This window comes from Bradyrhizobium icense (assembly GCF_001693385.1).
Lineage (GTDB): Bacteria > Pseudomonadota > Alphaproteobacteria > Rhizobiales > Xanthobacteraceae > Bradyrhizobium > Bradyrhizobium icense.
On the sequence record NZ_CP016428.1, the window covers coordinates 3,466,765 to 3,491,059 of the forward strand.

The 24,295-nt window shown below is 63.4% G+C and carries 24 protein-coding genes; 9 read left to right on the forward strand and 15 right to left on the reverse strand.

Features of this window, described 5'->3' with window-relative positions; genetic code table 11:
* Positions 1-153: 153 nt before the first annotated feature.
* Positions 154-1,854 carry a ShlB/FhaC/HecB family hemolysin secretion/activation protein gene (locus LMTR13_RS16150; RefSeq protein ID WP_197521114.1) on the forward strand — a complete coding sequence of 567 codons (1,701 nt, stop codon included), beginning with the start codon at positions 154-156 and terminating at the stop codon, positions 1,852-1,854.
* A gap of 295 nt (positions 1,855-2,149) precedes the next feature.
* Here LMTR13_RS16150 and LMTR13_RS16155 read toward each other — a convergent pair whose 3' ends face one another.
* Positions 2,150-2,656: a hypothetical protein gene (locus LMTR13_RS16155; RefSeq protein WP_065728731.1), complete on the reverse strand. Its 507-nt coding sequence runs from the start codon at positions 2,654-2,656 to the stop codon at positions 2,150-2,152.
* A 155-nt stretch (positions 2,657-2,811) separates the two neighbouring features.
* A complete protein-coding gene (locus LMTR13_RS16160; protein WP_065728732.1) occupies positions 2,812-3,699 on the reverse strand; it encodes an alpha/beta hydrolase in 888 nt (295 codons plus the stop codon).
* 253 nt (positions 3,700-3,952) lie between these two features.
* Here LMTR13_RS16160 and LMTR13_RS16165 point away from each other — a divergent pair, with 253 nt between their 5' ends.
* Positions 3,953-4,408, forward strand: coding sequence for an Hsp20 family protein (locus LMTR13_RS16165; RefSeq protein WP_065728733.1), 456 nt, complete (start codon positions 3,953-3,955; stop codon positions 4,406-4,408).
* Positions 4,409-4,488: 80 nt separating this feature from the next.
* A complete protein-coding gene (locus LMTR13_RS16170) occupies positions 4,489-4,806 on the forward strand; it encodes a hypothetical protein (protein ID WP_065728734.1) in 318 nt (105 codons plus the stop codon).
* 129 nt (positions 4,807-4,935) lie between these two features.
* Here the strand turns inward: LMTR13_RS16170 and LMTR13_RS16175 are convergent, their stop codons facing one another.
* From LMTR13_RS16175 to LMTR13_RS16190, 4 genes are all read right to left on the reverse strand, one after another.
* Entirely contained in the window at positions 4,936-5,499 is a 564-nt protein-coding gene (locus tag LMTR13_RS16175) for a transglutaminase-like cysteine peptidase (RefSeq protein ID WP_418219776.1), read from the reverse strand.
* A 397-nt stretch (positions 5,500-5,896) separates the two neighbouring features.
* Positions 5,897-6,514 (reverse strand): PilZ domain-containing protein, encoded by a 618-nt coding sequence (locus LMTR13_RS16180; protein WP_057843932.1) that lies wholly within the window; start codon positions 6,512-6,514, stop codon positions 5,897-5,899.
* Between the two features lie 93 nt (positions 6,515-6,607).
* Positions 6,608-7,771 (reverse strand): MFS transporter, encoded by a 1,164-nt coding sequence (locus LMTR13_RS16185; protein WP_065728736.1) that lies wholly within the window; start codon positions 7,769-7,771, stop codon positions 6,608-6,610.
* Between the two features lie 63 nt (positions 7,772-7,834).
* Positions 7,835-8,035, reverse strand: a complete 201-nt coding sequence (locus tag LMTR13_RS16190; RefSeq protein ID WP_156795649.1) for a hypothetical protein — start codon at positions 8,033-8,035, stop codon at positions 7,835-7,837.
* A 241-nt stretch (positions 8,036-8,276) separates the two neighbouring features.
* On the opposite strand from LMTR13_RS16190, the gene LMTR13_RS16195 reads away from it, so the two are divergent.
* The gene (locus tag LMTR13_RS16195; protein ID WP_065728737.1) at positions 8,277-9,050 is read left to right on the forward strand and encodes an enoyl-CoA hydratase-related protein; all 774 of its coding nucleotides are present in this window, start codon (positions 8,277-8,279) and stop codon (positions 9,048-9,050) included.
* 9 nt (positions 9,051-9,059) lie between these two features.
* On the opposite strand, the gene LMTR13_RS16200 is transcribed toward LMTR13_RS16195, so the two are convergent.
* From LMTR13_RS16200 to LMTR13_RS16220, 5 genes are all read right to left on the reverse strand, one after another.
* Positions 9,060-9,788 carry an amino acid ABC transporter ATP-binding protein gene (locus LMTR13_RS16200; RefSeq protein WP_065728738.1) on the reverse strand — a complete coding sequence of 243 codons (729 nt, stop codon included), beginning with the start codon at positions 9,786-9,788 and terminating at the stop codon, positions 9,060-9,062.
* A complete protein-coding gene (locus LMTR13_RS16205) occupies positions 9,775-10,425 on the reverse strand; it encodes an amino acid ABC transporter permease (protein ID WP_028349152.1) in 651 nt (216 codons plus the stop codon). Before LMTR13_RS16205 ends, LMTR13_RS16200 begins: the two co-directional genes overlap by 14 nt.
* A 3-nt stretch (positions 10,426-10,428) precedes the next feature.
* Positions 10,429-11,091, reverse strand: a complete 663-nt coding sequence (locus LMTR13_RS16210) for an amino acid ABC transporter permease (protein ID WP_065728739.1) — start codon at positions 11,089-11,091, stop codon at positions 10,429-10,431.
* Between the two features lie 15 nt (positions 11,092-11,106).
* Positions 11,107-11,886: a transporter substrate-binding domain-containing protein gene (locus tag LMTR13_RS16215; RefSeq protein ID WP_083219072.1), complete on the reverse strand. Its 780-nt coding sequence runs from the start codon at positions 11,884-11,886 to the stop codon at positions 11,107-11,109.
* A 227-nt stretch (positions 11,887-12,113) separates the two neighbouring features.
* Entirely contained in the window at positions 12,114-12,668 is a 555-nt protein-coding gene (locus tag LMTR13_RS16220) for a PAS domain-containing protein (RefSeq protein WP_065728740.1), read from the reverse strand.
* Positions 12,669-13,205: 537 nt separating this feature from the next.
* On the opposite strand from LMTR13_RS16220, the gene LMTR13_RS16225 reads away from it, so the two are divergent.
* Positions 13,206-14,003 (forward strand): rhomboid family intramembrane serine protease, encoded by a 798-nt coding sequence (locus LMTR13_RS16225; RefSeq protein WP_236843401.1) that lies wholly within the window; start codon positions 13,206-13,208, stop codon positions 14,001-14,003.
* A gap of 180 nt (positions 14,004-14,183) precedes the next feature.
* Positions 14,184-14,612 carry a CBS domain-containing protein gene (locus LMTR13_RS16230; protein WP_065728741.1) on the forward strand — a complete coding sequence of 143 codons (429 nt, stop codon included), beginning with the start codon at positions 14,184-14,186 and terminating at the stop codon, positions 14,610-14,612.
* Between the two features lie 3 nt (positions 14,613-14,615).
* Here LMTR13_RS16230 and LMTR13_RS16235 read toward each other — a convergent pair whose 3' ends face one another.
* Positions 14,616-15,674, reverse strand: coding sequence for a patatin-like phospholipase family protein (locus LMTR13_RS16235; protein WP_065728742.1), 1,059 nt, complete (start codon positions 15,672-15,674; stop codon positions 14,616-14,618).
* Between the two features lie 235 nt (positions 15,675-15,909).
* Between LMTR13_RS16235 and LMTR13_RS16240 the strand changes: the two genes are divergently transcribed.
* Positions 15,910-16,980, forward strand: a complete 1,071-nt coding sequence (locus LMTR13_RS16240) for a hypothetical protein (RefSeq protein ID WP_065732733.1) — start codon at positions 15,910-15,912, stop codon at positions 16,978-16,980.
* Between the two features lie 149 nt (positions 16,981-17,129).
* On the opposite strand, the gene LMTR13_RS16245 is transcribed toward LMTR13_RS16240, so the two are convergent.
* Both LMTR13_RS16245 and thrS read right to left on the reverse strand, forming a co-directional pair.
* A complete protein-coding gene (locus tag LMTR13_RS16245; protein WP_065728743.1) occupies positions 17,130-17,693 on the reverse strand; it encodes a nitroreductase family protein in 564 nt (187 codons plus the stop codon).
* Between the two features lie 82 nt (positions 17,694-17,775).
* Positions 17,776-19,821: a threonine--tRNA ligase gene (thrS, locus tag LMTR13_RS16250; RefSeq protein ID WP_065728744.1), complete on the reverse strand. Its 2,046-nt coding sequence runs from the start codon at positions 19,819-19,821 to the stop codon at positions 17,776-17,778.
* A 302-nt stretch (positions 19,822-20,123) separates the two neighbouring features.
* Here thrS and LMTR13_RS16255 point away from each other — a divergent pair, with 302 nt between their 5' ends.
* Positions 20,124-21,296, forward strand: coding sequence for an MFS transporter (locus tag LMTR13_RS16255; RefSeq protein ID WP_065728745.1), 1,173 nt, complete (start codon positions 20,124-20,126; stop codon positions 21,294-21,296).
* A gap of 18 nt (positions 21,297-21,314) precedes the next feature.
* Here the strand turns inward: LMTR13_RS16255 and LMTR13_RS16260 are convergent, their stop codons facing one another.
* Positions 21,315-22,625, reverse strand: coding sequence for an alpha/beta hydrolase (locus LMTR13_RS16260; protein WP_065728746.1), 1,311 nt, complete (start codon positions 22,623-22,625; stop codon positions 21,315-21,317).
* 298 nt (positions 22,626-22,923) lie between these two features.
* Between LMTR13_RS16260 and LMTR13_RS16265 the strand changes: the two genes are divergently transcribed.
* Complete coding sequence (locus LMTR13_RS16265; RefSeq protein WP_065728747.1) at positions 22,924-24,294, forward strand: APC family permease; 1,371 nt, start codon at positions 22,924-22,926, stop codon at positions 24,292-24,294.
* Position 24,295: the final 1 nt, after the last annotated feature.

Here is a 24,295-nt window from a genome sequence, read left to right on the forward strand (position 1 = left end):
CCTCATGCGAACTTACATGTCGATATCCCGAAGCTCTGACAGGCTCCGGTCGTCATGAAGCCGGCACTCCCCGAACGTTTCGGATCGCACGCGACACAAGTGCGAACGTCCGCGCGTCATGAGCACAGAGTCGGCAGGCGTCGTGCGCTGCTGATGGTCTGCGTTCTTGCGATCGCATCTGGCGGGGTTGCGCAGGCGCAAGTGGTCGAGCGCAATCTGCCGCCGGAGCCGCCGCGTCGCGCCCCGGCGATCAAGATCGATACCAACGATCTGCTTAGGAGCGATGATGCAACGCCGCTCGGCGTGAACGTTCATGCCATCGTCCTGATCGGGCCAAATGCCAGCGTTAAGCCGCGCACCGGCGCGAAGGGTATCGATGTCGATCAGGTCAGCGGCATCGACGCCGCCGCGGTTCGCGAGCCACTCACGCCGTTTCTCGATCGACCGCTCAGCCGCAAGCTGATTGCTGAAGTGCAGGCAGCGGTGGCTGCGGCTTACCGTGAGGCCGGGCGACCGTTCGTATCGGTCACGCTGCCGCCGCAGGAAGTATCGTCCGGCGTGCTCCAGCTACGCGTGATCCTCTTCAAGGTCGCCGGCATCAAGGTTACGGGGGCCGCCCCCGAGAGCTATCCGCAAAGCCGCATCCGGGTCGTCCCCGGACAGGAAATCGATGCCCGCAAGCTCGAGACCGACCTCGACTGGGCCAACCGCAATCCGTTCCGGCAGGTCGAAGCGGTGTTCGGTCCCGGCAAGGATCTCGGCATGACCGATGTCAACATCCAGGTGACGGACCGCAAGCCATGGCAGGTATACGCTGGCTATGCCAACAGCGGCACGCTCCTGACTGACCGGCATCGTTATTACGTCGGCGCCACCGGGGCTCCGTCAGCCGACGTCGTCGCATCCTATCAGCTCACCGGCAGCGGCAATTTCTGGGTCGACGACGGGCTGTTCAACCGGCCTGACGATGCCAAATATGTCAGCCAGGCGGGGCGGCTGCTCACGCCGCTCGGGTTGCGCACCAGTCTCGAAGTAGTCGGCGATCACGTGCTGACCAATGAGCGGCCCAATAACCTGTTCCGGATCAAGACTCAAACCAGCCAGGCCTCGGCGATCGTTCGCACCGCGCTGTCCGATCTTCTGCCGCCGACGACCGGCGATCTGCTCGGCGGCGTCGAGCTCAAGCATCAGCTACGCACTACCATCTTCGATGGCACGCCGGTCGCCGAGGGCAGCGCCGACGTTGCCCAATTGGTGGTGGGATGGAACGGGCGCTGGTCGGACAATTTCGGCATCAACAATCTCGATGTCCGTTTCAAGTTCAATCCCGGCGGCATTCTGTCCGGCAACAATTCGGGCGCCTGGAGCGCCTTCACCAATGGACGCGTCACCGACGTGCAAACCAATCTCGTGACCCTCGAGTATGGCCGCGTGACGCCGCTGCCGAAGGGCCTGTCGTTGAAATCGGAAGTATCCGTGCTGGCGTCGTCCAAGCCGCTCCCGGACACCGAGCGCATCGGGCTCGGCGGGATATACGCCGTGCGAGGTTATGTGACCGAAGACGGCGTCGTCGATCAGGCAGTGATCCTGCGCAATTCGCTCTACGCCTCGCTGCCCGGCATGCCCGCCTGGATGCCGGGCACGCTGGCGCCGTTTCTTCTGGCCGATGTCGGGTGGGGGCGGGATCTGTTTTCCCGGCGCGAGTCCACGCTGTCGTCGGTCGGGGCCGGAGTAGACTTTGCTGCCGGGTCGAACTTCAACTCCAAACTGCTGGCGGCGACGGCGCTGACTGACGGGCTGCACAGCCGGGCGGGATCCTGGCGCGTATCGGTGCAGGCGTCGGTGAGCTATTAGATTGCAGCGGCGGCCGTTGACGAGGCACAAAAAAAACAAGGCCGTCGACGCAGTATACCGTCAACGACCTTGCCAGCCCCGGATATTGAAATCGGCTCACGCCATCCGGTGAACTACAAGATGCCCGGGATTCATCCGGATAAATGTGATCCAGTTCACAAAAGAGCGGAAAAAAGTTGCGGCGATGCATGCCGCAACGGTCGAAAATATCCCGTCAGCCGGCCTTCGCGCCTCACGGCTCGATATGAGTCACTTGGAGTTGCCGGAGGTGCGCATCGGTCAGCCGTGCCGGGTGTTAGCCGCGCGCCTTGGCGCGGCTGCGATTTGCGCTCCGGGCCGAGCGGGGCTTTGCCTTGGCTGATCGCTTGCGCGGCGCGGGAGCGGCGGTGGGTTCGGAGGCCTGCGCACTGGCAAAGGAGTGCCGCAAGCCGTCGATCGCTTCCGTCAGTGTTCCGACCTGCTCGGAAAGCTTCCTGGTATCGGCCTGCTGCGCGGCGAGCAGGCGACGCACGGTGAGCAGTTGATCCTGCACCACCTGCAACTGGTCGATCGATTCCTGCTGGGTCGCTTCCAAGCCCTTGGTCTTCTCGACCAGTTGCTCGGACGCTTGCGCGGCGCGCGCCTGCAACAGGCGGGTCGCGGCCGCGCGATCGGTTTCGGGGGCGCTGCCCGTATAGGCGCGCCACAGGGCGATAAAGCTTACTCCAACCACGACAATGACGAGAGCCGCAGCGGCGATCGCAATCGGCTGACCGCCGAAACGCGCGATGGGGCTGGCACTCCGGGGGGCGAGTTCGATCATGCGACTCCAAATCCGGACGTGATTTCAATGTCCCCGAATAGCACAGCCGCGCTGCCGCTAAAACCCGGGATTTGTTGGACGGGTGAGGAATTCCGGCCAAGCCCTTGGGAAACAGGCATTTCCGGCGCGGCCAGGCGAGAGCTGGGTGTTCAGTTCTATCGGAGATGCGACTGGATGAATTGCCCGGCACGGGCCAACGCGCGCCGGCCGTCCTCGAGTTTGGCATTCCAGACCGGCCAAGCGTGGATCATCTGTGGCCAGATCTGCAGCGTCACATCGACGTCGGCCGACCCCGCGGCCTCGGCAAGCCGCGTGGCGTCCGCCAGCAAGGTCTCGGCCGATCCGACCTGAATCAGGACCGGCGGAAAGCCAGAGAGATCGGCGAATAGCGGCGAGATCAGCGGATCGCGGCGATCGAGCGATGGCGGCGCATAGGCGTCCGCAAGTTCAGCCAGATACGCCTTGTGAATCAACGGGTCGACGGCTTCCTTGGTCGCGAGCGTTGCGCCGGACATTGTGAGGTCGGTCCATGGCGAAATCAGCCAGGCGCAAGCGGGCAGCGGTTCGCCCGCGGCGCGCAGCCGATCGATCAGCCCGAGCGTCAGGTTGCCGCCGGCACTGTCGCCGCCGACCGCGATACTCGCCGCCGCAAGGCCTTGCTTGCGCAGGAAATGCCACGCGCTCAGCGCGTCTTCACGGGCGGCGGGGTAGGGATGCTCGGGCGCGCGCCGGTAGTCGATCGCAAGCGTACGGGTGCGTGCCGCGCGTCCGGCTTCCGTCACCAGGCGGCGGTGACTGACAATCGAGCCAGAGCAGTATCCGCCGCCATGGAAGTACAGCAGTACACGCGATGTGTCGCTGCCCGGCGCGATCGACCACTCGCCGGCGACGCCGGCACAATCGACCGCCCAGCATTCCACGTCGGATGCCACCGGCCAGGTCGATCCGACTTCGTCGAGCCGCTGCCGCCGCTCCGCCCATCCGACCGGCCGCGGCTTCGAACCCAGCAATGCGCGGATGGCGTCGATCTCGCTGTGAGCCAAGGTGCGTTCTCCGGCTGCGGCGGTCCATCATCGCACATCGTCGTGCAGCGCAAAAGATCGGCAGGGCAGGCCAGGCTGGTGGCGGTTTGCCAAAAATTTTTGTCTGCACCCTTGAAACCAAATCGCGGTTTTCCAATTTTTTTGCTGCCGCCGACAGGCGGCGGTCCGGGCGCCTTTGGGGCCCGGTCCCGGGACGGGCACCGGTCGTGTCCGGTGCCGCTCGTATCCAACTTGCTCTTTGGAGGATTTGGCTATGCGCACATACGACTTCACGCCCCTGTGGCGTTCAACCATCGGCTTCGACCGCCTGTTCGACCTCGTTGAGACTGCACAACGCGCCGGCGAGGATAATTACCCTCCCTACAACATCGAGCGCTTGGGCGAAGATCGCTACCAGATATCGCTCGCCGTCGCCGGCTTCTCGACCGATGAGATTTCGGTCACCGCCGAGCAGAACACGGTGACGATCGAGGGAAATAAGACCGACAAGGCCCAGCGCGAATATCTCTACCAGGGCATCTCCGCGCGTCCCTTCAAGCGCCAGTTCAGCCTTGCGGATCATGTGCAGGTGAAGAGCGCGTCGTTTGAGGACGGTTTGCTGCGGATCGAGTTGTTCCGGGAGGTCCCGGAAGCGATGAAGCCGCGCCGCATTGCCATCAATGGCGCGGCGCCGAGCAACGTGCAGCAGATCGAGGCGAGGGTGGCGTAAGCCCGTCTCGCCTCGCGAATGGACCGAGGGCTCCCCGCCCGAACTTTGCGGGCGGGAAGCCTTCTTTGGGGAGGACACCGATGATCGACCATGCAGACAACGTGTTTGACCTGAACGCCGTGTTGCATCCCGCCACCGTGTTCGAGCACCCGCGCGACGTGGTCGCCGACCCGGCGCTGTCGCTGAGCGAAAAGCGCGCGATCCTGGCGTCGTGGGCATCGGACGCCGCGGCGGTGACGTCGAATCCCGCGCTGCGCGAGCTGGCGGGCGCGAGGCGCATCGTTACCATCGACGAGGTTCTCGAAGCGCTTTCGATGCTCGACCACAAACCGTCCGGACCGCCCGGCGGCAAGCCGATGCGGCAAAAATCGACTTCGCGCGTGGCGCTGGCGGCGTAGTCGTCAACTACCGGTATCTCAAAAAAGTTGCGGCCAGGCTTTGGGGGAAGCCTGGCCGCGCGCGAACCGGTCTGGGACGGGGAGGGGTGGGGATGTGACCGGGTCGCGGGTTCGTAAATCCTTCTCTCGTTATCGATCGCGTGACGAGGCGGTGGCGACCGCCGGGCGGCTGTCACCGAGCGAGACCCATATGTTCGGATCGCTCTGCGACTGACGCTTGACGAAGCGGTAGCCGGTCTCGGTCCAGGCCAGGACGTTTTCGTTCTGGTTGTCGAGGACGAACTCGCCCTTGTCGCTCTTCACCGTCAGCACCGCGTGGCCATCGCCCTTCTTGTCGCGCACCACCGTGATCAGCAGCGCCTCGCGCGGCCATCCGGCGTCGATCAACATCTTGCGCTTCAGAAGCACATAGTCCTCGCAGTCGCCGTAACCGTCCGTCGGCAACGACCATTTCTCGATCACACCCCAATGATCCATGTCGGTGATCGGCTTGATGGCCTCGTTGACCCACTTGTTGACCCGCAGTAGATCCCGCCACGCCGTCTGCGACATCACGATGTCGCGCGGCTGTGAAGAGCCGCCACGGCATTCGCTCGCGTTCTCGGCGCAGAATTCGACCCAGCCGATCGGCGAACGCGCGGCCTCGCCGAGGCTGGCATAGAGAACGTCGCCGGCTTTCGCCGAAACGCTCATCGAAGCGCTCATTCCCAACAGGACGGCGATAACCGCCAGTCCCTTCCCGTGTCCCCTGAACAACATTGTGGCCCCCGTTTCTTGTTGGGACCACGTTTCGCACAAAGGATTTGCGCCGCCGCTAAGTAAGGCAAGTACATTTAACGTGAATACTGGTAAAGCTGGCGACAAATTCGATCTATACTTGAATCGAACTCGAGTAAAATTTGAAACAACTGCAATTGATTCAAATTTTACGGATTAACGCCTGTGGCGCTGCAGTACCAGCGGATGCGCGGGCAAAAGCGCCCCGCGTTAACCGACTTTGGCTGCTGCCGGACAGCGAAAGGGCGGCATCCGGCAACCCGGTTACCGCCCTTGGAGGCTGAAAAGTCAGGGGTTTTCGACGGTTGGCGCTTTACCGCGCGGTAACCGCGTCTTCGAGCGTTTCGGCGACCTGCTCGTGGACGAACTCCAGCGCAAAGCCTTCTTCGAGGTTTCGCACCACGCGGGACTGCACCTTGCCGAGCATGACCAGCGATTTCAGCGGCGGGCGGTTCTCCGCGGCGATCGCAGCGCCCGACAGCGACAGGTCGATGATGCGGCAGGTCATCTTGCTGCCGTCCTCGAGGGTCAGTAGCGCAATCGGGTTGCGCGGCACGATGCGGTCGTGGCGGCGGTCCTCCGGCAGATTGAGGATATCGCGGTTGGCGAGCCAGGTGAGCTGGGCGGCGAGCTTGTCGCGCTTGCGCGCGGTGGCGCCGACCGTCATGGCAAAGCCGTTGTCGATGATGCGGGTGATCTTGCCCTCGACCCGGCCGATATGGTCGAGATAGGCGATCACGCGGTCGCCGACGTTGCCGATGCCGGGCGCCAGTAGCGCCAGTCCCCCCGGCGACATGTTAATAATCTGGCAAGGAAATTCGCGGCGATCCGGCAGCATGTAGCGGCCGAGCAAGTGAACCTTGACGCGCTGGAAGCGCCTCCGCTCCTCCGCGGACGGCACAGTGGTTGTTTTCTTTTGCGCAAACGACATCTTCGCCACCAGACAGCCGGTCTTCGGCGTCAGGAAGACCCTAAGGCCGACAGGGTTAACGATGTGTTAGCGGCGGTTGCAGGAAGTGGGCAATCACGCGGCCTGCGGTCGCAGCGCAACAATCCGGTTGTATCCCCAAAGCAATACCGGGCACGCAAGCAGGGCCGCCGTCCCGAAGTCGAGTGCCGCCGCCGCGCTACCGGCCCATTTGGCGATGGCGCCAGCGATCGCCGGGCCCAGCATCATCACGACGTAGAAGACGGTGAAGAAAATACCCATCCCGATCGCACGCGTCTGAGGCTCCAACACACGCGCGGGCAGGCTCATGATTGGCCCTGCGGGCAGGGCGCTGATCGCGCCGATCGCAATCACAATGGGAATCACGGCCTCGCTGCGAGGCAGCATCAGCATCAATAGCGCGAACAGCAGGCACCCGATGACAAGCACCGATTGCGGCCGCTCGGTCCAATCAGCCAGAAATCCGCCGGCTATTCCGCTCAACGCTGCGAGCCACAGCACGATGCTGATGGCCGAGCCGGCCGCCGTGATCGACCAGCCGCGTTCGACCAGCAGCGTCGGGCCGAAACTGAAAATCATCGTGAAGCCGATATTGAACACGCCCCAGATCAGACCCGCGATGATCACGGCGAAGAGGGTGTTGCGGTCGAGCCGGGAGGGGGCTGAAGGCGCGGCTGCAGCAATAGACGGCGATCGATAGCCCACAACAAGAAGCGGGATGCCAAGGCCGATCAGCGCGGCAACCGAAAGGTAGGCCGCGCTGACACCATAGACGGTGCCGACCGCGGGCAGGGTCAAAAGGGAGGTTGCAATGCCGGCCGGCCACGAAGTGACGAAGATGGCCATTGCGGTCGCGATTTCCTTGCCGGCGAACCAGTCGGTGACCATTTTCGTCATCATGACGCCGAGTAAGACGGCGCCACCGCCGGCGATCAGTCGACCTGCAATTTGCCAGCCCCAGGAATCCGAGGCCACCATGGCCAGTTGGCCGATCAACATCAGCAATAGTGCGCCTGCCACTGTGGCCTTGTCTCCAAGCCTTCTTCCGATCTCGCCGCCCGGCAGCGACAGCGCGACTCCCGGCGTGAGATAGAGGCCGATCAGGAGCCCGATATCGGCAAGGCTGGCATCGAATTTGGCGCCGAGCAGCGGCGCAACCGCAGCGACGCTCTGAAACTGGAACGCCATGGTGAGCCGTACAATGAACAGTACGGCCAGAATACCCCAGCGATTGCGCAACGCTCTCTCCTCGACCGGGTGGACCGACACGGCGCCGATGCTGGCGCAGTGATTGCGGGTCGCCTATTTCTGTACCAGTTGATTGAGATCCTGTTTGATCGTGTTCAGGAGCGAATCTAATCGTTCCTGTCGGAACGGCGGTTGTTGGGGAGCGGCTTCAAGGGCGCGCTCGGGCGGCCCGGATCGAATCGGGCGCTCCGGGAAAACAGGACGCACAGGCTCCTCGGCATACGGCTCGCCTTTGACGAACTCGCCGTGCAGCATGTCATTACGCCGTCCCATCAGCCAGAGGATCGCCCAATAGGAGACTGCGAAAAAACTACGCAGAAAATACCGATCTCAAACATAGCTCATATCCAATAGGCCAAGTATCTCTGGCGACACCGATTTCGGTCAAGCCTGCACGGGGCGATTGTGCTTCGCTGCAACGTTTCGGTACGATTAGGATTACCTGGTCCCGCCCGGCCCGGGCCGGCCCAAAAATGTCAGCAGGCGGAGGAATAAGATGCCCGGAGTGAAGCGACAGCGCGACGGCAACGTCAGTGTGCTCACATTGGATGAGCCCGACACCCTGAACGCGATGACGCCGGATCTGCTGGGGGATCTCGCCGTTGCCATTGGTGAAGTCAACGACGATCCCGAGGTGCGGGCGCTGGTGCTGACAGGCGGCGGCCGCGGCTTCTGCTCAGGGCAAAATCTTAAAGCCGCGCAGGTCCTCGGCGAGGACATCGCGGCTGGCGTGATGAAATATTACTGGCCGGCGTTCAAGGCGATGCGCGAGTGCCGCGTGCCGGTTATCGTCGCCGTCAATGGCGTGGCGGCAGGCGGCGGGTTCAGCCTTGCGATGTCGGGTGACATGATCGTCGCGGCGCGTTCGGCGCGCTTCATTCAGGTGTTCAGCCGCATCGCACTGGTCCCCGATCTCGGCTCGACCTGGCTGTTGCCGCGCCTCGTCGGCCGGCAACGCGCGCTCGAACTGATGATGACCAACGAGCCGCTGTCTGCCGATCTCGCGAAAGAGTGGGGTCTGGTCCGCGAAGTGTTCGACGATGCGGCGCTTCGTGATGGCGCGCTCGAGCTGGCGCGTAGGCTTGCCAGCGGCCCGACGCGCGCGCTGGTCGCGACGCGCCGCCTGATCGACGAGAGCGAACATGCCAGCTATGCCGATCAGTTCCGGCGCGAGATCGAAACACAGGCAGAGATCCGACGGAGTGCCGATGCGATGGAAGGGCGCAACGCTTTTCTCGAGAAACGCGCGGCAGTGTTCACCGGACGCTGAGGCCGAAACTCAGCCGACCTGGCCGACGAACTGCTGCAGTTCCGGAGTTCGCGGGGCTGCGAAGACCTCTTTCGGCACGCCTTCTTCATGCACCCTGCCATGGTGCATGAAGACGAGCTTGGTGCCGACGTCGCGGGCGAAGCGCATTTCATGCGTGACCAGGATCAGCGTCATTCCCTCGCGCGCCAATTGCTCGACCACGCGCAGCACCTCGTTGACCAGTTCGGGGTCGAGGGCGGACGTGATCTCGTCGCACAGCAGCACCTTCGGCCGCATCGCCAGCGAGCGAGCAATGGCGACGCGCTGCTGCTGGCCGCCGGAGAGTTCGCTCGGATAGGCGTCCATCTTTTCCGACAATCCGACCTTGGCCAGCATTTCGGCGGCGGTGGCGCGGGCTTCCGCCTTCGATACCTTGTTGACGACGGTGGGCGCCAGCATGACGTTCTCGGCCGCCGTCAGATGTGGAAACAGGTTGAATTGCTGGAACACCATGCCGACGTGACGGCGCAGTTCGCGCAGATTGGTAGCAGCGCCGCCGACCTCGATGCCATCGGCGACGATGGTGCCGGACTGGTAGGTCTCCAGGCCGTTGATGCAGCGGAGCAGGGTGCTCTTACCCGAGCCGGAGCGGCCGATGATCGCGACCACGTCGCCCTTGGCGATGTCGAGCGAGACGCCTTTCAGCACCTCGTTTGCACCAAAACTCTTCCTGACGTCACGGATGCTAACGAGCGACATTGAGGCGGCCTTCGATTTTCTTCGCCCACCAGGACAGCGGGAAGCACAGGCAGAAATAGATCAGCGCGACCAGCGAATAGACCAGGAACGGCCGGAAGGTCGCGTTGTTGAGCATGGTGCCGGCCTTGGTCAGCTCGACGAAGCCGATGATCGAGGCGAGCGCGGTGCCCTTGATCACCTGCACCGAGAAGCCCACGGTCGGCGCGACCGCGATGCGCGAAGCCTGCGGCAGGATCACGTAGCGCATCTGCTCGATGTAGCTGAGCGCCAGGCTGGAAGAGGCCTCCCATTGGCCCTTCGGGATCGCTTCGACGCAGCCGCGCCAGATCTCGGTCAGGAACGCGCTGGTCCAGAACGTCAGCGCCAGCGTCGCGGCCATCCACGGCGAGACTTCGACGCCGAACAGCGCGATGCCGAAGAAGAACAGGAACAACTGCATCAAGAGCGGCGTGCCCTGGAAGAATTCGATGTAGATCTTGGTGAACCATTCCAGCGGCGCGATCCGCGAGGTGCGCATGAACAGCAGTACCAGCCCGACGATGCCGCCGCAGAAGAATGCAATCAGCGACAGCACGATGGTCCATTGCGTGGCGATCAAGAGGTTGGAGAGGATGTCCCAGAAGCTGAACTGCAGCATGGATCACCTCGCCTTGAAGATGACGCGGCCGAGCGCGCGCAAGAGCGAACGCGTCAGCATCGCCAGCAGGAGGTAGGCCAGCGCGACCAACAGGTAGACCTCGAAGTTACGGAAGTTTCGCGAGGCAATGTAGTTCGCGGCATAGGTGAGGTCTTCCGCCGAGATCTGCGACACCACCGCCGATCCCAGCATGACGATGATGATCTGCGACGACAGCGCCGGGTAGATTTTTCGAAATGCCTGGTTGAGCACGACGTGGCGCAGCACCTCCCATTTGCTCATGGCGAGGCTCAGGCCGGCCTCGAGATGGCCCTTCGGAACCGCCTCGATGCCGGCGCGGATGATCTCGGTCGAGTAGGCACCGAGGTTGATCACCATGGCGAGGAAGGCGGCGGTGGTCTCGCTGAGCTTCAGCCCCAACGCCGGCAGGCCGAAGAAGATGAAGAACAACTGCACGATGAACGGCGTGTTGCGGATCAATTCGACGTACACCGCGACGATGCGGACGAGCCAGCCGGGTCCAAAGGTGCGCGCCGCGGCGCCTGCGGTGCCGACCGCGACGCCGGCGACCGTCGACACGATCGTCAGCACGATCGTGAAGACGAGCCCGTACAGCAGCACGTTCCAGTAGGGAAGCAGTTCTGCGAATTGCAGCTTGTAGGACACTGCGGCGCCTTGCGCTTAGAAGCCGGGCGGTAACGGTGCCTTCAGCCACTTCTCCGACAGTTTTCCGATCTCGCCCGATGCCTTGGCCTTGGTGATGATCTCGTTGACCTTGGCGAGCAGCGCCGGCTCGTTCTTGTTGAGCCCGACATAGCAGGGGCTGTCCTTGATCACGAATTTCAGCGTCGGGGCGCGGGCAGGGACCTTTTCCGCGATGGCGGCGGCAACCGTGTTGCCGGTGGCGATCAGGTCGACCTGGCCGGAGACGAAGGCTGCAATGGTCGCGTTGTTGTCCTCGAACCGCTTGACGGTCGCATCCGGGGGGGCGGAGGCGGTCAGCGCCTGCTCCTCGATCGCGCCGCGGGTGGCGCCGATGGTCTTGCCCTTGAGATCGGCCGCGCTCGCAACCGCGACCGCCTTGGTGCCGAACACGCCGGAGAAGAACGGTGCATAGGCGATCGAGAAATCGATGACCTTTTCGCGCTCCTCGTTCTTGCCGAGGCTGGAGATCACGAGGTCGGCCTTGTTGGTCTGCAAATAGGGAATGCGATTGGCGCTGGTCACCGGAATGATTTCGGTCTTCACCCCGAGTTCCTTGCCGATCAGGTTGGCCATATCGATGTCGTAGCCCTGCGGCTTGAGATCGAGCCCGGCGGAGCCGAACGGCGCAAAATCCTGCGGCACCGCGATCTTGATCACCTTGGACTTCATGATCGAATCGAGGGCGTCGGCATGGGCCTGCGTCGCCACCGCGGCAGTGGCAATTGCGGCGGCAAGCATCAATCTCTTGAACAGCATACTTGGGATCTCCGAGGTTACGGCGAATACGCGCCCCCGAGATTTCTCTCGGTGCGTCTCATTCAGCTGATGTGGCCCGGCTCCACGTCGTGGTTCGACCCTGCCTGACGCCTCGCATTTAGGCAATGCTTGGCCGTGCTTTTTTTGAAGGCGTCTGTGGGTTGTTTTCGGGCATGGTCACGCCACCATGCATTGTGCTCGCGTTCGATAAACCAGTCGGTTCGTGGTTACCGCAGGCCTTCATACACCATGAAGCCACGCGCGATGGCGAGCTTGCGCAAGGCGCGCGGGACGAGCTTTTGCGGCCGATGCAAATAGCGCCACGACGTTACCTTGAAATCCCTGATCGTGCCGAGATCGTTTTCGAACGGCGCCAGCAATCCGGTCAGGCTGATCGGCGCATGCGCACGGTGGTTGAATGGCAGCAGCAGCAACTCCAGATGCGCCGTCGCACCATCTTGCGAAGTGGCGGCGATGCCGGCAATCGCTGCCAGCATTTCTTCTGCGACGTAGCTGATGATGTCCTCGATCTCGCGGCGGCTGTCCGGAGTGAACAGCGCCGAGAAACTCGTGTCCTTCAGGTCGTGGCCGAGCAGGGCACAGACCCGCGTCCCGGCGACACGAAACGGATAACCGGCCTCGTTGTCGTAGGACAGCACGAAGATGTCGCCGAGCAACTCGCGCACCGCGCCGGGTTCGATCTCGCTACGGTCCGGCGCCCGCGCATCGCCGCGTTTCGCATCCCAATAAGCGAAGAACTCGCGGCTCGATGGGTGTTTCATGCTTACCTTTCCCCGGCTTGCCTTGGCGGGACACCTCTGTCCCGCTTTTGCGCAACACGCCTTCCCTTGTTCGTTGTGCAGGACAGGCTGTGCAGCGTCCATGCCGGGGGCCGCGATTTGGCTGCTTCAGGCGCTGCTTTGCGTTGTTAACGTTAAATTAACTATGAGGTTGGCGGTGGCGCTGCGGCGTGCGTAATGTGGAACGCATCAGGCGGCGCCGGCTTATCTGTCCGGCGCAGTTGGTACACAGGTGGCGTCAAACAGTTTGGTCATCGCGCGGGGAAGGGCGGGGATGTGATCCCGGCTCCGGGGCGCGAAAAGGCCAGCAAGACAAGGGAGGATGTTCTCAGCATCCTCCCTTTTTCTTTTTTGTTTTTTTGCTAACGACATCGTGTCCCGGACGCGGCTCTGCGTCGCGTCACTGCGCGCCGCGTCCGGGACACGGGAATAGCTGCGATTGTGCACTTGCACAGGGCGGGCAAAGCCGCCTATCTGGGCCTATACGCCTCGAAGCCGCCAGCTAAGGTTCTGGACCCCTTGGAATCCCAGTCTTACTCATCCCCGGTCGAGCCGCCGGACGCCCCGCACGAGCCGATCTTGACGCTACCGGGCGCGCTCACGGCTTATATCGCGCTGATCGCAGCGATTCATTTGCGGGTGCTGCTGCCGGTTGAGCTGGAGAACTGGACGATCGACGTCTTCGGCTTCATTCCGAAGCGCTACGACTCCACGTTGCTCAACATCACCTTTCCAGGCGGGGCCGGCGCCAAGGTATGGACCTTCGTCACCTATTCGCTGCTGCATGCCAATCTCAGCCATATCGGCTTCAACGTGCTGTGGCTGTTGCCGTTCGGCAGCGCGCTGGCGCGCCGGTTCGGTCCTGCCAGGTTCTTCGTCTTCATGGCGGTGACGGCCGCGGCGGGCGCACTGGCGCATCTCGTCACCCATGAGCACGCGATCGCGCCGATGATCGGCGCTTCGGCCTCGGTATCCGGCGCCATGGCCGCCGCCATCCGCTTTGCCTTCGTGCGGGGAAGTTTTCTTTCGTTCAGGCGGGGCGATGCGGATGCCGCCGCGAAGGTTCCGGCGCTGTCGCTTTCGCGGGCGTTGCGCAACCCGCGCGTGGTCGGATTTCTGGCGGTATGGTTCGGCGTCAACATCATCTTCGGCCTTGGGTCGATTTCGATCGGCGCAGAAGGCGCCAGTGTTGCCTGGCAGGCGCATATCGGCGGATTTCTCGCCGGCCTGATGTTGTTTTCGCTGTTCGATCCGGTGCCGCGTGCGACGCCGCATGCCGCCGATGCTTCATCGCCGGACGAATCCGGCCGTGTCTGATCGCCGCTTGCGGGTCAGGGCGATTTCATTCATCATCGTGGCGAACTGCAAGCCGAGGCACGTGCATCACCACTTTGCTTGCCGACCGCGCCCGCGAAACGGAACCGGCGCGGAACTGTTGATTGAAGACTCGCGAACAAGTCGGGCCCTTGCGGGCGCGAACCGATTCAGGAGGCGACAATGACGGTACGTGCAATTCTCGATACAAAAGGCCATCAGGTCATGAGCGTCGAGCCCCACGTCAAGCTTTCGGCTGCGGTCAAGCTGCTGGGCGAGAAAAAGATCGGCGCGGTGCTGGTGATGAACCAGGGACGCCTCGAGGGCGTTCTTTCCGAGCGCGACATTGTCCGCGTGCTGGGGGAGCGCGGAGCCCGAGTGTGTGAGGAGCCCGTCAGCGCGGTCATGACGCGCAAGGTCGTGAGCTGCCGGGAATCCGACACCGTCGCCGGCATCATGGAAATGATGACGATTGGCAAGTTCAGACATCTGCCCGTGGTCGAGGACGGCAAGGTGGTCGGCCTGATTTCGATCGGCGACATCGTCAAGCGCCGCGTCCAGGAATACGAGGCCGAGCAGGAAGCGCTGCGCGACTACATCAAGACGGCCTGACCATTATTCCTTGTCAGGCTTTTCGAGCGCCTTCTCGGCTTCGCCTGCCGGCGGCGGCGCGAGGATGTGGATCGCCTCCTGGATAGACTCGATCGCCCGCTCGGCCGCTTTCACGCCATGGGCGATCAGGTCGTCGGCGCGATGAAAGTCGAACCAGCCGATCTTGCCGACGCGGGGCGAGATCAGGAGGTCCGGCGGGTCGCCGGCAAGACGAGCGCGGGTGATGCGGTCCTGCATGATGTTGAAGGCATCGACCATGACCGAGGAGATACCCGGCCGCCCGCCGCCGCCGAAGAATTCGCGCTTCATGGTGCGCTCGGCGGAGAAGAATTTTCCGATGCCGCGTTTGCGCGGCTCGGGTTCGGGCAGCGCTTCCGGCATCACCGTGACCGAAACGCCTGGCGTGGCGCCGTGGGAATAGATCGTCGTTGAGTGCGCGAAGACATCGCTGGAGAGATTGGCAGCGATCACGATTTCCGCCCCGAGCGCGCGCGCCGCCGACACCGGCACCGGATTGACCAGGGCGCCGTCGACCAGCCAGCGGTCGCCGACCAATATAGGCGAAAATATTCCCGGCAGTGCGTAGGAGGCGCGCATCGCGTCCACCATCGGGCCATGGGTCAGCCAGATCTCGTGGCCAGTGCGCACTTCGGTCGCGACGGTGGCGAATTTCACCGGCAGATCCTCGATCAGGCTCTGGCCGAGCGCCGCCTCCAGTTGGGCTGCCAGCTTGGCGCCGCCGATCAGGCCCGAGCCGTTCAGGCGGATGTCGAGATAGGAGAGGACTGTCCGCGGCTGCAGGCTGCGCGCCCATTCTTCCAGCGTATCGAGATGTCCGGCAGCATAGGCGCCGCCGACCACGGCGCCGATCGACGTTCCCACCACGACGTTGGGCATGATTCCATGAGCCACCAGGGTCCGGACGATGCCGATATGGGCAAAGCCGCGTGCGGCGCCGCCACCAAGCGCCAGCCCGATCACCGGCCGGCGGATACTGCCGAGCCCTACCTTGTCTTGGGCATCGGAGCTTTTTTGGCCGCGGCCCATCCAGCTATCCAACACGCAAACTCTCCTGCGGCTGCAACGATATTCGCCGCGGCGCGGCCGCGCCAGAATTGTCCATTCCAATCCGGATGCATGGTTTATGCCCGGCGAATGCCGGCCTAGGGGGGGAATGTGACTGGACCACGACCCGCAGCATTAACATTGGGTGCCGGTGTGGGTTCCGCTAGCGCCGCCGGCCAAACTTCGGCCACGAAGGCTTGAATTTGCCGCGTTTTCGGTGAAAAGCATGGCGATGATTTCGGGCGGTAACGGTATCGTTGGACACCGGAGGGGCGGATGGCCTTTCCCGGCGCTGGCACTTGCGTTGGCGCTGGTTTCGCTGCTTCCGGCCCCGGTCTCGGCCCAGTTGTTCTCGGACCGCCCGCCGCCAGTACCGCCCGCAGCAGTTCCAGACGTCCAGACCGGGCCCGCCATGAATCTGGCGCCGCCGTCGGGTACGGGAACGATCCCGCCGCTTCCCGCACCGATGACCCAGCCGCCGATCGTTCAGCCGTCGCTTGTCACGGTGCCGCCGGTGGTGCCGCCGCCCGGCGCCGCGACCGCAGGTCAGGCGGTGCTGTCGCTGACGGCGCGCTACGGCAAGGATCTGCCTGTCATCAACGGCGGCCTGGTGTGGCGGGTATTCGCCGACAAGCCCGACGATACCGGCACGTTCAAGCTGATCCGCGAGGAGCGCGGCGCGACTCCGAACATCGTGCTGCCGCCCGGCAATTACGTCGTCCACGTGGCTCTCGGCCTGGTCAGCGCGGTGCGGGCGGTGAGTCTGAAAGCCGAGACGGACCGCGTGGCTTTCGTGCTTCCGGCTGGCGGGCTGCGCATCGAAGGCCGCGTCGGCACCAGCAAGATTCCCCCGAACCAGATCTCGTTCGCGATCTACAAGGGCAGCCAGTTCGAAGGCTCCGAACGCGGCCCGCTGCTTCCGAACGTCGCCGCAGGCGACGTCGCGCTACTGCCGGAGGGCACCTACTACATCATCTCCAACTATGGCGATGCCAATTCGGTGGTGCGCTCCGACATCCGCGTCCAGGCCGGCAAGCTGACGGACGTGACCGTCTCCCACCGCGCGGCGGTGATTACGCTGAAACTCGTCAGCGACAGGGGCGGCGAGGCGCTCGCCAACACCGCATGGTCGGTGATCACGCCGGGCGGCGACGTCATCAAGGAATCGATCGGCGCGTTTCCGCGCGTGGTGCTGTCCGAAGGCGAATACCGGGCGATCGCCAAGAATGAAGGCAAGGTGTTCGAGCGCCCCTTCAACGTCGTCAACGGCGTCGACGGCGAGGTCGAGGTCGTGGCGCGCTAAAGCGGGCCGCGGGATGGGTTGGCGGTACATCGCAGGGCCGTCCGGACAAAAAATCGCAAAACAACCCCATACAAAGTAGAATTTGCCCCGGCTCCCGCCGCTTGCGTTCGGGGCATGAGAGGGCCCGTCGTCACCGCGGCGTGTCGGCTTCAGAACCGCGTCACGATATCCGACAACGCCGGGCGAGGGCGGTCTTCGGCCGGCTTCGCCGCCGTGCCGATATGGATGAAGCCGGCAAGTCTTTCGTCCGGTTTCAATCCCAGCCCGTCGAGCACGTCGCGGTCGAACGCGTACCAGCCGGTTAACCAGCAGGCGCCATAACCAAGCGCGGCCGCAGCGGTGACGATGTTCATGGCGCTCGCTCCGGCGGATAGTTCCTGCTCCCACGCCGGCACCTTGGGGTGCGGCTTGGCAAAGCTCACCACCGCGATCACCAGCGGCGCGTCCATCAGCCGGCGCTTCTCCACCTCGATATCGGCGGCCGGCGCGGACGGGTTCTTCGTCGCAAACACCTGCGCAATGATATCGCCGGCCCGGGCGCGGGCTTCGCCCTCGAACACGATGAAGCGCCATGGCGTGAGCTTGCCGTGATCGGGCACCCGCGCGCCGATGGTCAGGATGGTGTCGAGTTCGCTGGCGGTCGGGCCAGGGCCGCTCATCTCCCGGGGTTTGATCGAGCGGCGGATTTTCAGGAGTTCGATGGCGTCGGGCACAAGGGTCTCTTTCGTCGGAAATGGCTGTGCCAGAGATAGTGGCACAGCCCGTCCAGCGTAAGCTGGTTTAGACCTATTATGATTAGGCCGCCGCCCGCGCCCGCCTCACATCCGGCGGTGTCGCCTCCTCGACGAGGGCGGCCAGCGCCTCGTCGGTCGGCATCACCTTCTGCCCGTCGCTGCCGAGCCGGCGGATCGAGACCGAATGGGTCTCGGCTTCCTTCTTGCCGACGACGAGCAGGGCCGGGATTTTCGCCAGCGAGTGCTCGCGGACCTTGTAATTGATCTTTTCGTTGCGCAGGTCGATCTCGACGCGCAGGCCTGCGCGCCGCGCCGCGGCCGCGACCACCTTGGCGTACTCGTCGCCTTCGGAGGTGATGGTCGTGACCACGACCTGGATCGGCGCCAGCCAGAGCGGAAAATTGCCGGCAAAGTGCTCGATCAGGATGCCGATGAAGCGCTCCATCGAGCCGCAGATCGCGCGGTGCACCATCACCGGCACTTTCTTGGAGCCGTCGGCATCGATATAGAATGCGCCAAAGCGCTCGGGCAGGTTGAAGTCGACCTGCGTGGTGCCGCATTGCCAATCGCGGCCGATGGCGTCGCGCAGCACATACTCGAACTTCGGCCCGTAGAACGCGCCTTCGCCCGGGTTGATCTCAGTTTTGATACGGTTGCTGCCGCTGGCCTGGATTTCGGCCAACACGGTCGCCATCACGCGCTCGGCATGATCCCACATCTCATCGGTGCCGACGCGCTTGTCCGGCCGGGTCGAGAGCTTGACCGTGAGCTCGCCCTCAAAGCCGAAATCGGCGTAGGTCGACAGGATGAGATCGTTGATCTTCAGGCACTCCTCGGCGAGCTGCGCTTCGGTGCAGAACACATGCGCATCGTCCTGGGTGAAGCCGCGCACGCGCATCAGCCCGTGCATGGCGCCGGATGCCTCGTAGCGATGCACCACGCCGAACTCGGCCAGGCGCAGGGGCAGGTCGCGGTAGCTCTTCAGGCCGTGCTTGAAGATCTGGACATGGCCGGGGCAGTTCATCGGCTTCAGCGCAAACCAGCGCTTATCCTCGGCCTCGTCGCCGGCGGACTGCGCCGCGAACATGTTCTCGCGGTACCAGTCCCAGTGGCCGGATGTCTCCCACAGCACCTTGTCGAGGATCTGCGGGGCGTTGACCTCGTCATAGTCGCCGGTCAGGCGGCGGCGCATATAGGCAATCAGCGCCTGGAAAATCGTCCAGCCCTTCGGGTGCCAGAACACCACGCCGGGGCCTTCTTCCTGGAAGTGGAAGAGATCGAGCTCGCGGCCGAGCTTGCGATGGTCGCGCTTCTCGGCTTCCTCGATCTGCTTCAGGTAGGCGTCGAGCTCTTCCTGCCTGGCGAACGCCGTGCCGTAAATGCGCGTCAGCATCGGATTGTTGGCATCGCCGCGCCAATAGGCGCCCGCCACCTTCATCAGCTTGAAGGCGTTGCCGATCTTGCCGGTCGAACTCATGTGCGGGCCGCGGCACAGGTCGAACCAGTCGCCCTGGAAATAGATCTTGATCGGCTCGTCGCCGGGAATCGTGTCGACCAGCTCGACCTTGAAGGCCTCGCCCTTGTCGCGGAACACCTGCTTGGTCTTCTCGCGATCCCAGATTTCCTTGGTGAAGGGTTTGTCGCGCGCGATGATCTCGCGCATCCGCTTTTCGATTGCGGCGAAATCTTCCGGCGTGAACGGCTCGTTGCGGAAGAAGTCGTAGTAGAATCCGTTCTCGATCACCGGGCCGATCGTGACCTGCGTGCCCGGCCACAGCGACTGCACGGCTTCCGCCAGCACGTGCGCGCAGTCGTGCCGGATCAACTCCAGTGCGCGCGAGTCCTCGCGGTTGATGAGCTCGATCTTCGCATCGCAAGAAATCGGATCGTTGAGATCGGCGACCACGCCGTCCAGCGCCATCGCGACCGTGCGCTTGGCGAGCGAGGGCGAGATGCCCTTGGCGACGTCGAGCCCGGTGATGTCCTTGGCGAATTCGCGTTTCGCGCCGTCGGGGAAGGTGAGGGTGATTTTTTGCACGGGTTCGGCCGGTTTCAAATTCGCAAGGCCAAATTGGAACCCCGATGCGGGTGCATTGCTGTCAGGCATTGGCGTCTCCTAAAAGCTCACTCCTGCGAACGAGCGCAGGTAAGCGGGAAAGCAGCGGTATAGCAGGGGATTCGGCTCCTGCAATCGGGCAATATCGCTAAAATAGGCCGTGATGACAGCGGCCACGGGGCAACATCTGGCCCCATGGTCCGGGAAAGAATACTTGATCTCCGTCACGGCGACCGGCGGAGAGCCGCTCGGCATCAGCCGCCGTCAAATCAATAAAGCTCATGACAGCGATGACTAATAATCCGCTATCGCGTCCTTTATCTTGGCGCGGCTCACAGTCTAGATGCATCTGCATGAAACATGCGCCGATGCCCGTCCACGCCGAGCGCCGCTTTGTGCCGACTGCGCTGATGCTCGGCAACGTTGTCACCGGCTGCTCGGTGCTGGTGCCGGCAGGTATGCTGGTCGAACTGTCGGCCGGTCTTGACGTCTCTATCCGTACCGCGGGGCTGTTGATCACCTTCGGCGCGATCATGCTGTGCGTCGGTTCGCCGGTTACGGCGTGGCTGACTTCCAGGATCGAGCGGCGCACTCTGCTGACGGCTACACTCGCCGTGCTGGCGCTCTGCAACATTGCTTCCGCCTTTGCGCCTGACTACGCGAGCCTGCTCGTCATTCGCCTGCTGATGCTGGCAATCGGCGCGCTCTACACGCCGCAGGCGGCGGGAACGGCCGCACTGATCGTGCCTGAAGAAAGACGCGGCAGCACGATCGCCTATATCTTTCTCGGCTGGTCGCTGGCGGCGGCCGTCGGCCTGCCGGCGATCACCTTCATCGCCAGCCGCTATGGCTGGCAGGCGGTCTATGGCGCCATCGGTGCAATGAGCTGCCTGAGTTTCCTGCTGCTGGCGTGGCGCCTGCCCCGCGGGCTGATGGGTGCGCCGGTCGACCTCAAGACCTGGGCAGCCATCGGCCGCAACCGGATGATCCTGCTGTTGCTGTTGATCACGACCGCGCAGATGTCTGGCCAGTTCGTGATATTCACCTACATGGGCCCGTTGCTGGCGCGGTTGACGGGCGCAGGCCCGGACCCGATCGCCCTGGTATTTGCCTGCTACGGTATCTGCGGCGTTATCGGCACCGCGATCGGAACCCGCATCGTCGATTCCTGGGGCGCCTGGAAGACTTCGATGCTGTTCACGTCGGTGTTGCTGGCTGGTGTGGGCGGATGGGCGCTCAGCGCCGGCATCTATCCGCTGATGGCTGTCTCGGTCGCGATCTGGGGTATTGGATTTGCTTCCACCAATTCGATGCAGCAGGTGAGGTTGGTCGGCGCCGCGCCGGCGCTGGCGTCCGCATCGGTGTCGCTCAACACATCCGTGCTCTATGTCGGACAGGCCATTGGTTCGGCCATCGGCGGTTTCCTGTACGCGCGCGATCTCCTTTTCGCCAATGGCTACGTCGGAGCGGCCTTCGTCGCGCTCGCACTGACGACGGTGATCCTGACCAAACCCAGCAAGGTCTAATCGCGGTGACGAGGCCGCTTACCGGTTTGCGTAGGGCGCACCGGCGATCCGGGTCAAAGCCGGCGTTGCGGCCATCTTGACCAGCACGTCCTTGACCGGATGTTCGGTCCAGGCCTGCGTCACGTAATCGCGATGGGTGACGCCATCAGGCGTCTGCACGAACACGACGCTGCCGGGCTTCAATGGCCCGTCCATGCTCTCGGTGACGGCGATGCCCCTGTCGCGGAGCATCTGCATCAGCTCCAGGTCGTGCCGCTTGGTGTAGCGGGTATACGAAGAGACGAAGAAGCCGGTCCGGTTTTTCTCGATCCACGACGCGAACTTGTCGAGTTCGCCGTAGACGGCGTCGAGCAGGAACACACCGCGGACCCGGTTGGGAAGGCCGCCGACCTCCAGGCTCCACGCCGTCGGCAGGAAGCCGCCGCTATAGCCGACGATCACGATCGGCATGTTGGCGAACGCCTGTGCCGATTTCGGATCGCCGTAGAGGCGCGCGAGGTGGCCGGCCGATTCATCGATGAAGCGCTTGAAGCCACCGGGCTGCCAGAACTTGCCGGCCGAGGAGTCGGCGGCGTTGACCGCCATCTGCGGCGCCAGCAGCACGGCGTTGACGCCTGAATCGGAGATCTGCTGCGGCACCAGTTGCCGGTCGCGGACGTCGCGTTCCAGCGTCGCGCCGTTGCCGTGGAAGAACACCACGATCACGCCCGGCTTCCTGACATCGAATGTCTCGGGGACATGCACCAGCACGCGGCTGTCGTTGTAGGTCTCGTCCTGCCAGTAGACCTTGCCGCTGTAGCTGCGATGGCCCTTGCGGTCGCCCTTGGCGATGTTGAGGAACGGCTCCTCGGAGCGCGGATTGGTGCCGAAATAGGGGAAGGCCGAGGACTTCATGCTGACCAGCGTGGTCAGCTCTCCACGTTCGTTGCGGGGAAGTGTCAGCGTTGGCGTTAGCGAGGCGACTCTGACCGGCTCGGTCCGCACCGCACGCGGCTGCGGCGCCAGCGCGACCTGGTGCTGGATCTGCGGCAGGCTTTCACTGGCGGTTGGGAAACGGTCGGCGAACTGTGGTGTTGGGAAACGGTCGTCGAACGTATCGTTCGAAGCCAGGGATTTCGCGGCCCGCGACTTTGCGCCTTCCGTGTTCGCCGCGAGCATTTCGGCATTCGGCGCCATGCCGCACTGGACCAGGACAAAGGACAGCGGCACGAACAGCACAGCCATCGCAACCCAGCGCCGTCGAAGGGGCAAGGCGCGGCGCAGCACGGCCGGGCACATGGCCCGGTCGGCGCGATCCACTGTCTGGAATTTCGGATTAGCTCCGGCCATCCACCCCAATGCCCCAAGATCCACCGTCAACCGGCGTAAGCTCGCACGCGCTTAGGCGACATTAAGCGTCCGGAAAAACTCCCCACGTCCGGAAGCCTGAGCAGACCACCCAATCGTGTCGCGATTGTGGGACCGTCACGATGTTTTCGCAATCCGGGGGCGCACGGCGGCGGTTGGCCGGTACTATACGACCTATTTTGTGTCCCGCTTTAAACCATTGTTAACATTGCTTGAATTGAGGGGCGCGAGCCTGCACGATGCAGCTCCTGGCTGGGGACGCTGAAGGTACGGTCCGGATATGGCGGCATCAGAAACGGGAAGCCCGGCTCGGCCTGGCGCACGCGCCGGCAGCGGCTCCACCGTTTCGGTCCTGGTGGCGGTTGCCATTGTCGTTGCCGACATGGTCGGCGTCGGCGTCTTCACCAGCCTCGGCTTTCAGGTCAAGGACATTCCCTCCGGCTTCTCGATCCTGTTGTTGTGGACCGTGGGTGGCATCGTCGCGCTGTGCGGGGTGTTTTCCTATGGCGAACTCGGCGCGATGTTTCCGCGCTCGAGCGGTGAGTACAACTTCCTCGGCCGGGCCTATCACCCGGCCTTCGGTTTTGTGGCGGGCTGGGTATCGGCAACCGTCGGCTTCGCGGCACCGGTCGCGCTGGCGGCCATGGCCTTTGGCGAGTACGGCAAGTCGGTGCTGCCTAATGCGCCGCCGATGGCGCTCGCCATCGGCGTTGTCTGGCTGGTGTCGCTGGTGCAACTCACCGGGGTGCGGCACTCCTCGACCTTTCAACTAATCTCCACCATCCTGAAGGTGGTGCTGATCATGGCCTTTCTGGCCAGCGGCTTCGTGATCGGCTCCGCGCAGCCGGTGTCGTTTGCGCCATCGGCTTCCGACTTCACCCATATCGTCAGCGCGCCGTTTGCGATCAGCCTCGTATTCGTGATGTATTCGTTCTCGGGCTGGAACGCGGCAACCTACATCATCGGCGAGGTGAGGTTGCCGGAGCGCAATGTGCCGCGGGCGATGCTGATCGGTACGCTGATCGTGCTGGTGCTGTATGTCGCGCTCAATGCCGTGTTCCTGTACACAGCGCCGATCGACAAGCTCGCAGGCCAGCTCGACGTCGCCCGCATTTCCGGCAGCTACATCTTCGGCGAGCTCGGCGGCCGCATCGTCGGCGCGATGATCTGCTTCGGGTTGATCTCCTCGATCAGCGCGATGATGTGGATCGGGCCGCGCGTCATGATGACGATGGGCGAGGACATTCCGGTGCTGCGCCCGTTCGCCCGCAGGTCGACCGGCGGCGCACCGGCTTACGCCATTCTGTTTCAGCTCACGGTTGCGAGCCTGATGCTGTTTACGCGCAGCTTCGAGGCGGTGCTTGAGTTCATCCAGTTCTCCTTGTTGTTCTGTTCGTTCTTTACCGTGCTCGGCGTCATCAAGCTGCGCATCACCCATCCGGACCTGCCGCGACCTTACCGCGCTTGGGGGTACCCAATAACTCCGGTGGTTTTCCTGCTCGTGACCGGCTTCATGATGTACTATCTTTTGAAGGAACAGCCGCTGCGCTCGTTCCTCGGTCTTCTGATCATGTTTTCAGGTCTCTTGATTTATGCCGTCTTCCGCAAGCGGGTAGATCAAGTTCCCGTGGCCGCAACGGGTCGGGAATGAG